Genomic DNA, 12,275 nt, shown 5'->3' with positions numbered 1-12,275 from the left:
ACACGCGGTGCAGAAAGCTAACGCTGCTTGGAAGCCCGGCGCCGAATAACGCGTGCCATCACTATGCTATAGACACCGGCCAACCACGCGATGCCCACGCCAAACCAGCTGACCGGATCCATCGCCAATACCGCAATTGCACCGATGACAATGAGCAGCGCACCAAAACCGGTCATGATAATTACCAAAGACGTTGATGGTGGCGTCGCTGCGTGCGTGTCCTGTGGAGCCAAAACAACCAATCCCTTCAAATGTCACCCTTCAAAATGGGCTCTGGTGTTAACGCTAATGGGTCAAGTCGACGTGCTGCCAAAAGTGGATCAAGGCGTAGATCTTGGTAGGCTTAGCAATTGTGAATGCGACCATCCCAGCCGAGCAACCCTTCGTCCCCGTTATCACCGGTGGTGATCTGGGCTCCTACAGTCTCGCGCGAGAATTCCATGAAGCCTACGGCGTGATTTCAGCAGTGGTCCCCACCGCGCACAACCTCGTGGTTGGTGGCTCCAGCATTACCCAACTGTTTCCGGCAGGCCCGATGTTCGACGCCGCCACCGTGCTAAAGCATCTCGCATCAGTCGCCCAACAGCTCCGGGGCCCCCGAAACCGTCCGCTAGTACTGATCACAGGCTTCGACTATCTAGTACGGATCAGTGTCGAATACCGACAAGAACTCCTGGATATGGGCTACGTCTTTGTCGACAACACAGTCCAACAACTCGACAACGCAGCACTGAAGGAAAACTTCTATGAGCTCTGCGACCAACTCGGTGTGCCCTATCCACGCACGGCAGTATTCGATGCAGACTCCACCGCCCAAACCCCCGAAGCGTTTGCCCAACAACTGACCGAAGACGGCATGCAGTATCCAGTCATTCTCAAAGCAGGCGACGGGGGAGCATGGGGCGAAGCGAAGTACGAGGGCCGACGGAAAGTCCACTACTTCCACGGTCCTGACGAACTCATCGATGTGATACATAAGGCTATGGGCGCCGGCTACGCCAAGACGCTGATTATCCAAGAGTTCGTACCCGGCAACGACTCACAACTTCGCATCCTGCACCACTTCCGCGACCGCAACGGCAACATCACACTGACAGGACTGTCAGAAGTTATCGTGGAAGACCACGCTGCCAATATGGAAGGCAGCTCAAGAGCAGTCATCGTCAGACCCGATGAAGCAGTCGAGCACTACGGTCGCCTGCTGATGGACGCCCTGAATTGGCATGGATTCGGAATGTTCGACATCAAAATCCACGCCGAAACCGGGGAACCATACTTTCTGGAGATGAACCCCCGCCTGGGACGGCATCACTACTACCTCACTGCAGCCGGTGCGAACCCAGCTACGTACCTCGTAGACGAACTTATAGAAGATACACCCCGCACGCAGCACACAGTCGTGGACGGCCCAGCAGCCTCACTGACGATTCCACTTGCCGTGGCACAGCGCTATGCGACCACAGACCAAAAGTCCCAACTCGAAGCAGCAAAAGCTGCCGGGACACTGACGCGGCCACTGATGTATGCCAAAGATAAGCGCCCGTTACGCATGGCTTATCAGCTCTACCAACTCACCAAAGCATCGGCTCACGTAGCGCACACTCCAGGTCAGATGAACTAAATCGCTGAATTGTGTTTGCGTAACCTATGCTGATACACTGAGAACGATTGTTTCAAAGTGGCAGTAGGACTCTGTCCGGGTTGCGGGGATCTTGCGCAACAAATGCCACCTTTTTGCACGTCCAAAGGCAAATGCTTCAGGGCGTCGGAAAAAGACCAAGCTTTCTTTCGAATCGATGTGATTTTATGCTGCATCGAGACGTTCGAAAGAAGATGAGATTATACGGAGATTATTTTGCCAACAATTCAGCAGCTGGTCCGTAAGGGCCGCACACCAAAGGCAAAGCGTGTTGGCGCGCCTGCGCTTGACTCGCGCCCAATGCGCCGTGGTGTGTGCACGCGTGTGTACACCACCACCCCAAAAAAGCCCAACTCAGCGCTGCGTAAGGTCGCACGTGTCCGTCTGGCCGGTGGTATCGAAGTTACCGCTTACATTCCAGGTGAAGGTCACAACCTGCAGGAGCACTCCATTGTGCTCGTACGCGGTGGTGGCGTGAAGGACCTTCCAGGTGTCCGCTACAAGGTTGTTCGCGGTGCTCTGGACACCCAGGGTGTCAAAGACCGTCGTCAAGCCCGTAGCCGTTATGGTGCCAAGAAGGAGAAGAAGTAACTCATGCCACGTAAAGGACCTGCGCCTAAGCGCCCACTGGTAGTTGACCCGGTTTACGGTTCATCCTTGGTCACCCAGTTGATTAACAAAGTTTTGGTCGATGGTAAGAAATCGACAGCCGAACGCATTGTTTACGGTGCCCTCAACGGCACCCGCGACAAAGGCGGCGACGACCCAGTAGCAACACTCAAAAAAGCACTGGATAACGTCCGTCCGGCTCTCGAAGTTCGCTCACGCCGTGTTGGTGGCGCGACCTACCAGGTACCTGTTGAGGTAAAACCTGGTCGTGCAACCGCTCTGGCTCTGCGCTGGCTGGTGACTTTCTCGAAGGCCCGCCGCGAAAAATCTATGACTGAGCGACTGACTAATGAAATTCTGGATGCTTCCAACGGACTGGGTGCAGCTGTGAAACGTCGCGAAGACGTCCACAAGATGGCTGAAGCTAACAAGGCGTTTGCCCACTACCGCTGGTAAACCAAACACCAACTCAGTACTCATTTCGAGCCGTTGCCTCCACCAAGAGTCTGTGGCTCAAGGAAATAGGCAACAATCAAGGGAGACCCTGTGGCACAACAAGAAGTGCTTACCGACCTCAATAAAGTTCGTAATATCGGCATCATGGCGCACATCGACGCCGGTAAAACTACTACAACCGAGCGGATCCTGTTCTACACCGGTGTGAACCACAAGCTGGGCGAAACCCACGATGGCGCGTCAACCACCGACTGGATGGCACAGGAAAAAGAGCGCGGTATCACCATTACCTCAGCGGCTGTCACCAGCTTCTGGCAAGGTAACCAGATCAACGTCATTGATACGCCAGGCCACGTTGACTTCACTGTTGAAGTTGAGCGTTCCCTGCGTGTACTCGACGGTGCAGTTGCGGTTTTTGACGCGAAAGAAGGCGTTGAACCACAGTCTGAAACCGTCTGGCGTCAAGCGGACAAATACGGTGTACCTCGTATTTGCTTCGTGAATAAGATGGATAAACTCGGTGCGGACTTTTACCATACCATTGACACCATCAAGGGTCGTCTGGGTGCCAAGCCACTGGTTATGCAGTTGCCAATCGGTGCAGAGAACGACTTCATTGGTGTCGTCGACCTGCTCAGCATGAAGGCGTTCATCTGGCCTGCCGATGCCAAGGGTGACACCAAACTTGGTGCGACCTACGAAATCGAAGAGATTCCAGCGGAGCTTCAGGAACGTGCGCAAGAGTACCGTAACGAACTGATCGAATCAGCCGCCGAGTCATCTGAAGAACTCATGATGAAGTACCTGGACGAAGGCGACCTGAGCAATGACGAGATCAAAGCCGGTATTCGTGCTTTGACCGTTGCAGACGAAGCCTACCCGGTCTTTTGTGGTTCGGCTTTCAAGAACCGTGGTGTGCAGCCAATCATCGACGCCGTCGTTGATTACCTGCCATCACCACTCGACGTCGACTCGGTCTCAGGGCATGCGCTGAATGATCCTGACAAAGCAATGACTCGTGAGCCACGTCTTGATGAGCCATTCTCGGCACTCGCATTCAAGATCGCAGCGCACCCATTCTTTGGTACGCTCACCTACATTCGGGTTTACTCCGGCAAGATTAAGTCCGGTGACCAGGTCATGAATGCCACGAAGCAGCGCCAAGAACGCGTCTCGAAGATTTTCCAGATGCATTCCAACAAGGAAAACCCTGTTGATGAAGCTCAGGCAGGTCACATCTACGCTGTTGTTGGATTGAAAGACGTCACCACCGGTGACAGCATTTCTGCAAAAGATGCGCCGATCATCCTGGAATCCATGGAATTCCCCGAACCAGTGATCTCGGTAGCGATCGAACCGAACTCCAAGGGTGACCAGGAGAAGCTGTCGACCGCGATTCAGCGTCTTTCGGCAGAGGATCCAACCTTCACCGTCAGCCAGAACGAAGAGACCGGCCAAACCGAAATCGGTGGCATGGGCGAACTCCACCTCGACGTGCTGGTCGACCGTATGAAGCGCGAATTCAAGGTTGAAGCGAGCGTGGGTAAACCCCAGGTCTCCTACCGCGAAACCATTCGTCGCAAGGTTGAGTCTGTAGACTACACGCACAAGAAACAGACCGGTGGCTCCGGCCAGTTCGCGAAGGTCATCGTGACCTTCGAGCCACTGGATACCGAAGACGGCGAAATTTACGAATTCAAAAACGCTGTCACCGGTGGACGTATTCCTCGCGAATACATCCCATCTGTTGACCAAGGTATTCAGGCTTCCATGCAATTTGGTGTCCTGGCTGGCTACCCAATGGTAGGGGTCAAGGCCACCCTGGAAGATGGTGCGTACCACGATGTTGACTCGTCCGAAATGGCGTTCAAACTCGCAGGGTCACAGGTATTCAAGGAAGGCATCAAACGCGCTAAGCCGGTTCTACTGGAACCGATCATGGCCGTTGAAGTCCGTACCCCAGAAGAGTACATGGGCGATGTCATTGGTGACATCAACTCCCGCCGAGGCACCATCGAAACGATGGAAGACGCAACCGGTGTGAAGGTCATCAAGGCACAGGTCCCACTGTCTGAAATGTTCGGTTACATTGGTGACCTGCGTTCCCGCACACAGGGTCGTGCAGTTTACTCGATGGCCTTCAACTCATACGGTGAGGTACCAGCCGCCGTTTCTGAAGAAATCATTCAGAAACACTCTGGCGAATAATTTAGAATAGTTTGCTGGCTAGATTTATGATGGTGGGGCTAGCTCCTTAGCCTCACCATCTACCAAGCTCCATGTATCCCCGAACATGAGGTTTGGTCCAGGACAAGGGTCCGGTCCGCACTTGCGGCCAAGGTTGTGTAACAATCTACGGACCGGTCCTAACCACCGGGGGACATTACCAAAACAACATCTGACGTAGACTGGACCAAAGTCAGACCGCCACAAGCGGCTGCATGTCCTTCTCCAGTCGAACGGTTCTAGGAGGAATCTGTGTCGAAGGCAAAGTTCGAGCGGACAAAGCCGCACATTAACATCGGTACCATTGGTCACGTTGACCACGGTAAAACCACCCTGACCGCTGCGATCTCTAAGGTACTCGCCGATAAGTTCCCAGAGTTCAACGAACAGCGCGACTACTCCGATATCGACGGTGCGCCAGAAGAGCGCCAGCGCGGTATTACTATTAACGTTTCCCACGTTGAGTACGAAACCGACAAGCGTCACTATGCACACGTTGACGCCCCAGGTCACGCGGACTACATCAAGAACATGATCACTGGTGCTGCTCAGATGGACGGCGCAATTCTCGTTGTTGCTGCCACTGACGGCCCAATGGCTCAGACTCGTGAGCACGTTCTGCTGGCCAAGCAGGTTGGTGTCCCAAGCCTGCTCGTTGCACTCAACAAATCCGACATGGTCGAAGACGAAGACCTGCTGGAACTGGTCGAAATGGAAGTACGCGAACTGCTGTCTTCCCAGGAATTCGACGGTGACGACGCTCCAGTTATCCGCGTCTCCGCTCTCAAGGCCATCGAAGGTGACGAGCAGTGGGTCAAGGCCGTTGAAGAGCTCATGGAAGCTGTAGATAGCTACATCCCAGAGCCTGTACGTGACCGAGACAAGCCATTCCTGATGCCGATCGAGGACGTCTTCACCATTACCGGTCGCGGTACCGTTGTGACCGGTCGTGCAGAGCGCGGTACCCTGGCAATCAACTCCGATGTTGAAATCGTCGGTATCAAAGAAGGCTCACAGAAGACCACCGTCACCGGTATCGAGATGTTCCACAAGCAGCTCGACGAAGCATGGGCAGGCGAAAACTGTGGTCTGCTGCTGCGCGGTCTGAAGCGTGATGACGTGGAACGTGGCCAGGTTGTCGTAAAACCAGGCTCGATCACACCACACACCCAGTTCGAAGCGAACGTCTACATTTTGTCGAAAGATGAAGGCGGACGTCACAACCCGTTCTATTCGAACTACCGTCCACAGTTCTACTTCCGTACCACTGACGTAACCGGTGTTATCACACTGCCAGAGGGTACCGAAATGGTCATGCCAGGTGACACCACCGAAATGACTGTTGAACTGATCCAGCCAGTCGCGATGGAAGACGGTCTCGGCTTTGCTGTTCGCGAAGGCGGCCGCACCGTTGGTTCCGGTCGTGTAACCAGCATTATCAAGTAAGTACTCATATACTTGCGACGAGCTAGTCTCATCACGCAAAACCCCCGCCATGTGCGGGGGTTTTGTTATGCTCAAAAGTTCTTGGTCAGACGGCTTAGCGGCGGACCCTTCTTGAAGACCCGGATGCACAACACGCAGAATATTGTTAGGCTAAGTGAGCATTCCGAATCCGGGTCTGTGGTCATAAACACAGAGCATGCTCGGATTCGCGTTATACATACTTTTCTGTCATAATAGACAGGTTGCTCAAAACAGCTGTGCCTGGACTGCTGACCTCGTTGGCCTCAGGCGCGTATTGGATGAGCAAACATCATCTTTCCAACCTATGAACATTACATAGCTTGGTGACGAATACTTGATGGTCTCATACGGCCGAGGAACCCGGTTGCACGGATTCGACCATATGAGCGAAAACAACACATACGACAGCATCATGCTGTGGATATGTACACAGGGACAGGTACTCAACTAGTACGGAAATGAGGCAGACGCCATGGCGGGACAGAAAATCCGCATCCGGCTGAAGTCATACGATCACGAAGTGATCGACACTTCAGCGCGGAAGATCGTCGATACGGTCACACGCGCAGGCGCACAGGTAGTTGGCCCGGTTCCACTACCTACTGAGAAGAATGTGTTCGCCGTGATCCGTTCTCCGCACAAATACAAGGATAGCCGTGAGCACTTCGAAATGCGGACTCACAAGCGTCTTATCGACATCGTAGATCCAACTCCAAAGGCTGTTGACTCGCTTATGCGCCTCGACCTGCCAGCGGACGTCAATATTGAAATCAAACTTTAAGCTAGGGAGGTGCTGAGAGAACTATGACCACATCCCCAAAAACTAAGGGACTGATGGGCACGAAGCTCGGCATGACCCAGGTATGGGACGAGAACAATAACCTCATTCCCGTGACTGTGGTTCAGGCTGAGCCTAACGTAGTGACCCAGCTGCGCAACGAAGAAGTTGACGGTTACACTGCCGTCCAGATTGCATACGGTGCAATTGACCCTCGCAAGGTCTCCAAACCATTGGTCGGACACTTCGACAAAGCCGGTGTTACACCACGCCGCCACATCGTCGAACTCCGTTCCGCGGACGTAGCTGAATACGAACTCGGCCAAGATCTGACCGTTGAGCAGTTCGAAACAGGACAGAAGATTGATGTCACTGCGAACTCCAAGGGTAAAGGCTTCGCCGGTGCTATGAAACGCCACAACTTCGGTGGTGCAGGTGCATCGCACGGTCAGCACAAGAACCACAGGAAACCAGGTTCTGTTGGTGGCGCCGCCACTCCAGGCCGCGTTTTCAAAGGCAAAAAGCTGCCCGGTCGTATGGGCAACGTCAAGACAACCACCCAGAACCTCACTCTGCACGGTATCGATGTAGAGAACAACCTGCTGCTCATCAAAGGTGCAGTACCTGGTCCTCGTGGCCGTGTTGTGTTGGTTCGCGATGCAGTGAAGGGAGCCTAGCCCATGGCTGTCAAGAAAGTATCGGTGGATCTACCAGCTGAACTCTTTGATGTCGAAACAAACGTTTCCCTCATGCACCAGGTTGTCAATGCACAACTTGCTGCTGCACGTCAAGGCACCCACGCGACAAAAACTCGCGCTGAAGTTTCCGGCGGTGGACGTAAACCGTTTCGTCAAAAAGGTACCGGTCGCGCTCGTCAGGGTTCCATCCGTGAACCACAGATGACCGGCGGCGGTATTGCACACGGTCCACAGTCGCGCGATTACTCGCAGCGTACCCCTAAGAAAATGAAAGCAGCAGCCCTGCGCGGTGCACTTTCTGATCGTGCCCGCAACGGCCGCATTCATGTTGTGGAAGCACTCGTGGCACAGGACACCCCGTCCACTCAGGCTGCAAAGGCTGCCCTGGCAGAAGTTCAGAACGAACGTCGCAACTTCCTAGTTGTCATCGAGCGTTCCGACGATGTCGTGGCACTGTCAACCCGTAACCTGCAGCATGTTCACACGCTGTATGCTGATCAGCTCAACACGTACGACGTGCTCAAGGCTGACGACGTGGTCTTTACCAAGCCTGCATACGACGCCTTCGTGGCCGCTGCAAGCGCCAAGTAGGAGGAGACCACATGTCAACCAACATCGATAAGAATCCCCGCGACGTGATCTTTGCACCCGTCGTGAGCGAAAAGAGCTACGCGGACATGGACGAAGGACGTTACACGTTCGTCGTTGATCCACGCTCCAACAAGTCTGAAATCAAGCTGGCTATCGAAAAGATTTTCGACGTCAAAGTGGCTTCAGTCAACACCATGAACCGTCCGGGTAAGCGTCAGCGGACCCGCTTTGGATACGGCGCACGCAAGGACATCAAGCGTGCAGTCGTGACACTCAAAGAAGGTTCCATCGACATCTTCGGAGGTCCGGCCCTATAAGGCCGGAGACCACTTAATCGAGGAATATATCTATGGCAATTCGTAAATACAGGCCGGTTACCCCGGGCCAACGTGGCTCGTCAGTATCCGACTTTGATCAAATCACCCGAAATGAGCCCGAGAAATCGTTGCTTCGTCCACTGTCGAAATCCGGTGGCCGTAACAACCTCGGACGCATCACATCACGTCACCGTGGTGGCGGACATAAACGTCAATACCGTTTGGTTGACTTCCGTCGTCACGACAAAGATGGCATTGCTGCCAAGGTCGCAGAAATTGAATACGACCCGAACCGCACTGCCAACATTGCACTGTTGCACTACGTCGATGGAGCCAAACGCTACATCCTCGCTCCTGCTCGTTTGAAACAGGGCGACATGGTGGAGTCTGGCCCAAACGCCGACATCAAACCGGGCAACAACTTGCCAATGCGCAACATCCCGCTGGGTACCGTGATCCACGCTGTGGAACTCCGTCCAGGCGGCGGCGCGAAAATGGCACGTTCAGCTGGTGCATCCATCCAGCTCGTTGCTCGTGAAGGCAAATTCGCACAACTCCGTTTACCATCCGGCGAAATCCGTAACGTTGACATCCGCTGCCGTGCCACCATCGGTGAAGTCGGCAACGCAGAACAGATCAACATCTCATGGGGTAAAGCTGGACGTATGCGCCACAAAGGCGTCCGTCCACAGACCCGCGGTGCCGCAATGAACCCTGTGGATCACCCACACGGTGGTGGTGAAGGTCGTACGTCCGGTGGACGTCACCCGTCCAACCCGAATGGTAAGAGGGAAGGCCGTACACGCCGCCCGAAGAAGGCCAGCGACCAGTACATTGTGCGTCGTCGTCCGAAAAGCAAGAAGAATCGATAGGAGCTGATCTCTTTATGCCACGCAGCCTGAAGAAGGGCCCCTACGTAGATCAGCACTTGTACCTGAAGGTTCTTGCTGAGAACGAAAAGGGCTCCAAAAACGTTATCCGCACCTGGTCTCGTCGCTCGATGATCATCCCGGACATGCTTGGTCACACCATTGCAGTCCACGATGGTCGCAAGCACGTGCCGGTGTTCATCACCGAATCCATGGTCGGACATAAACTGGGAGAATTCGCGCCAACGCGTACCTTCCGCGGCCACTCCAAGGACGACCAGAAAGGCCGCCGCTAGTAGCGGACGGCTGATCGTTAGAGAGGATTAAGCAATGGAAGCCAAGGCAATTGCACGCTATTTGCGTGTTACGCCAATGAAGGCCCGGCGCGTCGTCGACCTTGTTCGTGGTAAGCAAGCGAATGAAGCCCTGGCCATCTTGAAGTTCGCCCAACAGGGCGCTTCAGATCCCGTCTACAAGGTACTTGCATCTGCAGTATCCAACGCACGGGACAAAGCCGACCGCGAAGGACTGGCCTTCAACGAGGAAGAACTGTTCGTCAGTGCAGCCTTCGTTGATGAAGGACCAACCATGAAGCGTTTCCAGCCACGCGCTCAAGGACGTGCCTTCGAAATCAAAAAACGCACCAGCCACGTCACCGTAGTTGTTGCGATCGATGAAGATCAGAAAGGTGGGACCAACTAAATGGGTCAGAAAATTCACCCGCACGGATTCCGCCTCGGCATTACCAAAGACCACGTTTCCCGCTGGTTCGCTGACTCCAACGTAGATGGTCAGCGTTACAAGGACTTCGTCAAAGAAGACGTGCGCATTCGCAGCCTGCTGCAGGATGGCATGGAACGTGCCGGTATTTCCAATGTTGAGATCGAACGTACCCGTGACCGTGTTCGCGTAGACGTGCACACAGCTCGCCCAGGTATCGTCATCGGTCGCCGTGGTGCGGAAGCTGATCGCATTCGCCGTGAACTCGAAAAGCTCACTGGCAAGCAGATTCAGCTCAATATTCTAGAAGTCAAGAAACCAGAACTCGATGCACAATTGGTAGCACAAGGTGTTGCCGAACAGCTCACCGCACGTGTGGCATTCCGTCGCGCAATGCGTCGCTCCATCCAGTCCGGCATGCGTGCAGGCGCAGAGGGTATCCGTATTCAGGTATCCGGCCGTCTTGGTGGTGCCGACATGAGCCGTACCGAGTTCTACCGTGAAGGTCGTGTACCGCTGCACACCTTGCGCGCCAACATCGACTACGGTCAGTTCGAAGCCAAGACCACATACGGACGCATCGGCGTCAAAGTATGGGTATACAAAGGCGACCTGACCGATAAAGAATTGGCAGCTCAGGAAGCAGCCCAGCCATCCGGTCGTGGTGGCCGCGGTGGACGTGGTGGTAACCGCCGTCGTCGCGGTGGCGCACCACAGGGTGCACGCGCAGGCGCTCAAGGAGGCAACGCCTAATGCTTATCCCACGTCGCGTAAAATACCGCAAACAACACCGCCCAGGCCGTAAAGGTATGGCCAAAGGTGGCACCGAAGTAGCCTTCGGTGAATGGGGTCTGCAAGCAACCGGCCGTGCATACGTAACGAACCGTCAGATCGAGGCAGCTCGTATCGCGATGACACGTTACATCAAACGCGGTGGTCACGTTTGGATCAACATTTTCCCAGATCGTCCACTCACCAAGAAACCAGCCGAAGTTCGCATGGGTTCAGGTAAAGGCTCTCCAGAATTCTGGGTAGCCAACGTCAAACCTGGTCGCGTCATGTTCGAACTGTCCGGCGTGAGTGATGACGTCGCCCGCGAAGCTCTGCGTCTGGCCGCACACAAGCTGCCACTCAAAGCCCGCGTTGTACGCCGAGAGGGTGGTGAATAAACATGGCACTTGGTACACCTGAACTATCAACCGATGCTTTGGACGGTTTCAACAACGCACGTCTGCGTGAAGAACTCGAAAAGGCCAAGGCCGAGTTGTTCAACTTGCGCTTCCAAGCGGCTACCGGTCAAATTGAAAACACCGGTCGCATCAAGGTCGTCAAGCGCGACATCGCACGTGTGATGACCGTGCTGCGCGAACGCGATCTTGGCATCCGTGAAGAAATCGAAGCCAGCGAAGAAGACCTCAAAGACAAAAAGAAAAGCCGCAAGTAGGCTGAGGAGGAATCACAGTGACTGAGTCTGTTGACACCACAGCCGCTCCAGAGCGTAACTACCGCAAAACATTGCGCGGAGTAGTCGTCTCCGACAAGATGGAAAAAACCATAGTTGTTGAAATCGAATACTTCAAACAGCACGCCCTGTACGGCAAAATCATGCGTCGGACCAAGCGCGTCAAAGCACACGACGAAGACAATACCGCCGGCATCGGCGATAGCGTTCGTCTCGCCGAGACCCGCCCACTTTCCAAAGGAAAGCACTGGCGTCTGACAGACATCGTCGAACGCGCTAAGTAAACGACGATACCGCGTCTCAAAACGTACAACGGATCCGCATCAGCCCGGCTGGTGCGGATCCGTTGTTGTACGCCCGGCATGGGCACTTACTTGGAGGTGGAAGTCCTCTGGAGGAGAAGATGGTTTAACTCCTAGCCGATGGCAACTGCTGCATCGTGA

Annotated in this window: 17 protein-coding genes; 16 read left to right on the top strand and 1 reads right to left on the bottom strand. The window is 54.5% G+C overall.

Annotation, left to right across the window (positions count from 1 at the left end):
- Positions 1 to 17: 17 nt before the first annotated feature.
- Positions 18 to 188, bottom strand: coding sequence for a hypothetical protein (locus tag ACYVJT_RS07345; RefSeq protein ID WP_343956712.1), 171 nt, complete (start codon positions 186 to 188; stop codon positions 18 to 20).
- A gap of 164 nt (positions 189 to 352) precedes the next feature.
- On the opposite strand from ACYVJT_RS07345, the gene ACYVJT_RS07340 reads away from it, so the two are divergent.
- The 16 genes from ACYVJT_RS07340 to rpsQ all read left to right on the top strand — a co-directional run bounded on the left by ACYVJT_RS07340 (position 353) and on the right by rpsQ (position 12,116).
- The gene (locus tag ACYVJT_RS07340; protein ID WP_343956713.1) at positions 353 to 1,621 is read left to right on the top strand and encodes a carboxylate--amine ligase; all 1,269 of its coding nucleotides are present in this window, start codon (positions 353 to 355) and stop codon (positions 1,619 to 1,621) included.
- Positions 1,622 to 1,855: 234 nt separating this feature from the next.
- On the top strand, positions 1,856 to 2,230 hold the full coding sequence (gene rpsL, locus ACYVJT_RS07335; protein ID WP_343956714.1) for a 30S ribosomal protein S12: 375 nt from the start codon (positions 1,856 to 1,858) through the stop codon (positions 2,228 to 2,230).
- A gap of 3 nt (positions 2,231 to 2,233) precedes the next feature.
- Entirely contained in the window at positions 2,234 to 2,704 is a 471-nt protein-coding gene (rpsG, locus tag ACYVJT_RS07330) for a 30S ribosomal protein S7 (RefSeq protein ID WP_343956715.1), read from the top strand.
- 90 nt (positions 2,705 to 2,794) lie between these two features.
- Entirely contained in the window at positions 2,795 to 4,912 is a 2,118-nt protein-coding gene (fusA, locus tag ACYVJT_RS07325) for an elongation factor G (RefSeq protein WP_343956716.1), read from the top strand.
- 270 nt (positions 4,913 to 5,182) lie between these two features.
- Entirely contained in the window at positions 5,183 to 6,376 is a 1,194-nt protein-coding gene (tuf, locus tag ACYVJT_RS07320; protein ID WP_343956717.1) for an elongation factor Tu, read from the top strand.
- Between the two features lie 493 nt (positions 6,377 to 6,869).
- A complete protein-coding gene (gene rpsJ / locus ACYVJT_RS07315; protein WP_022871386.1) occupies positions 6,870 to 7,178 on the top strand; it encodes a 30S ribosomal protein S10 in 309 nt (102 codons plus the stop codon).
- A gap of 23 nt (positions 7,179 to 7,201) precedes the next feature.
- Positions 7,202 to 7,852, top strand: coding sequence for a 50S ribosomal protein L3 (gene rplC, locus ACYVJT_RS07310; protein ID WP_343956718.1), 651 nt, complete (start codon positions 7,202 to 7,204; stop codon positions 7,850 to 7,852).
- Between the two features lie 3 nt (positions 7,853 to 7,855).
- Positions 7,856 to 8,464 (top strand): 50S ribosomal protein L4, encoded by a 609-nt coding sequence (gene rplD / locus ACYVJT_RS07305; protein ID WP_343956719.1) that lies wholly within the window; start codon positions 7,856 to 7,858, stop codon positions 8,462 to 8,464.
- Between the two features lie 11 nt (positions 8,465 to 8,475).
- Positions 8,476 to 8,781, top strand: a complete 306-nt coding sequence (rplW, locus tag ACYVJT_RS07300) for a 50S ribosomal protein L23 (RefSeq protein WP_343956720.1) — start codon at positions 8,476 to 8,478, stop codon at positions 8,779 to 8,781.
- A 32-nt stretch (positions 8,782 to 8,813) separates the two neighbouring features.
- Positions 8,814 to 9,653 (top strand): 50S ribosomal protein L2, encoded by an 840-nt coding sequence (rplB, locus tag ACYVJT_RS07295; RefSeq protein WP_343956722.1) that lies wholly within the window; start codon positions 8,814 to 8,816, stop codon positions 9,651 to 9,653.
- A 14-nt stretch (positions 9,654 to 9,667) separates the two neighbouring features.
- Positions 9,668 to 9,946 carry a 30S ribosomal protein S19 gene (gene rpsS, locus ACYVJT_RS07290; protein ID WP_343956723.1) on the top strand — a complete coding sequence of 93 codons (279 nt, stop codon included), beginning with the start codon at positions 9,668 to 9,670 and terminating at the stop codon, positions 9,944 to 9,946.
- Between the two features lie 34 nt (positions 9,947 to 9,980).
- A complete protein-coding gene (gene rplV / locus ACYVJT_RS07285) occupies positions 9,981 to 10,352 on the top strand; it encodes a 50S ribosomal protein L22 (RefSeq protein ID WP_343956724.1) in 372 nt (123 codons plus the stop codon).
- The gene (rpsC, locus tag ACYVJT_RS07280; RefSeq protein WP_343956725.1) at positions 10,353 to 11,123 is read left to right on the top strand and encodes a 30S ribosomal protein S3; all 771 of its coding nucleotides are present in this window, start codon (positions 10,353 to 10,355) and stop codon (positions 11,121 to 11,123) included. It begins immediately after the preceding gene.
- Entirely contained in the window at positions 11,123 to 11,539 is a 417-nt protein-coding gene (gene rplP / locus ACYVJT_RS07275) for a 50S ribosomal protein L16 (protein ID WP_343956726.1), read from the top strand. Before rpsC ends, rplP begins: the two co-directional genes overlap by 1 nt.
- A gap of 2 nt (positions 11,540 to 11,541) precedes the next feature.
- Positions 11,542 to 11,814: a 50S ribosomal protein L29 gene (gene rpmC, locus ACYVJT_RS07270; protein ID WP_343956727.1), complete on the top strand. Its 273-nt coding sequence runs from the start codon at positions 11,542 to 11,544 to the stop codon at positions 11,812 to 11,814.
- Between the two features lie 17 nt (positions 11,815 to 11,831).
- A complete protein-coding gene (gene rpsQ / locus ACYVJT_RS07265; protein WP_343956728.1) occupies positions 11,832 to 12,116 on the top strand; it encodes a 30S ribosomal protein S17 in 285 nt (94 codons plus the stop codon).
- Positions 12,117 to 12,275 lie beyond the last annotated feature (159 nt).

This window comes from Yaniella soli (assembly GCF_054782375.1).
The sequence above is the reverse complement of the archived record's forward strand: the minus strand, read 5'-3'. Positions and strand labels throughout refer to the sequence as shown.

What these genes read in the sequence shown, in the direction of transcription:
- rpsG (WP_343956715.1), top strand. Translation starts at nt 2,234, where the DNA reads ATGCCACGTAAAGGACCTGCGCCTAAGCGCCCACTGGTAGTTGACCCG.
- rpsJ (WP_022871386.1), top strand. Translation starts at nt 6,870, where the DNA reads ATGGCGGGACAGAAAATCCGCATCCGGCTGAAGTCATACGATCACGAA.
- rplC (WP_343956718.1), top strand. Translation starts at nt 7,202, where the DNA reads ATGACCACATCCCCAAAAACTAAGGGACTGATGGGCACGAAGCTCGGC.
- rplD (WP_343956719.1), top strand. Translation starts at nt 7,856, where the DNA reads ATGGCTGTCAAGAAAGTATCGGTGGATCTACCAGCTGAACTCTTTGAT.
- rplW (WP_343956720.1), top strand. Translation starts at nt 8,476, where the DNA reads ATGTCAACCAACATCGATAAGAATCCCCGCGACGTGATCTTTGCACCC.
- rplB (WP_343956722.1), top strand. Translation starts at nt 8,814, where the DNA reads ATGGCAATTCGTAAATACAGGCCGGTTACCCCGGGCCAACGTGGCTCG.
- rpsS (WP_343956723.1), top strand. Translation starts at nt 9,668, where the DNA reads ATGCCACGCAGCCTGAAGAAGGGCCCCTACGTAGATCAGCACTTGTAC.
- rplV (WP_343956724.1), top strand. Translation starts at nt 9,981, where the DNA reads ATGGAAGCCAAGGCAATTGCACGCTATTTGCGTGTTACGCCAATGAAG.
- rpsC (WP_343956725.1), top strand. Translation starts at nt 10,353, where the DNA reads ATGGGTCAGAAAATTCACCCGCACGGATTCCGCCTCGGCATTACCAAA.
- rplP (WP_343956726.1), top strand. Translation starts at nt 11,123, where the DNA reads ATGCTTATCCCACGTCGCGTAAAATACCGCAAACAACACCGCCCAGGC.
- rpmC (WP_343956727.1), top strand. Translation starts at nt 11,542, where the DNA reads ATGGCACTTGGTACACCTGAACTATCAACCGATGCTTTGGACGGTTTC.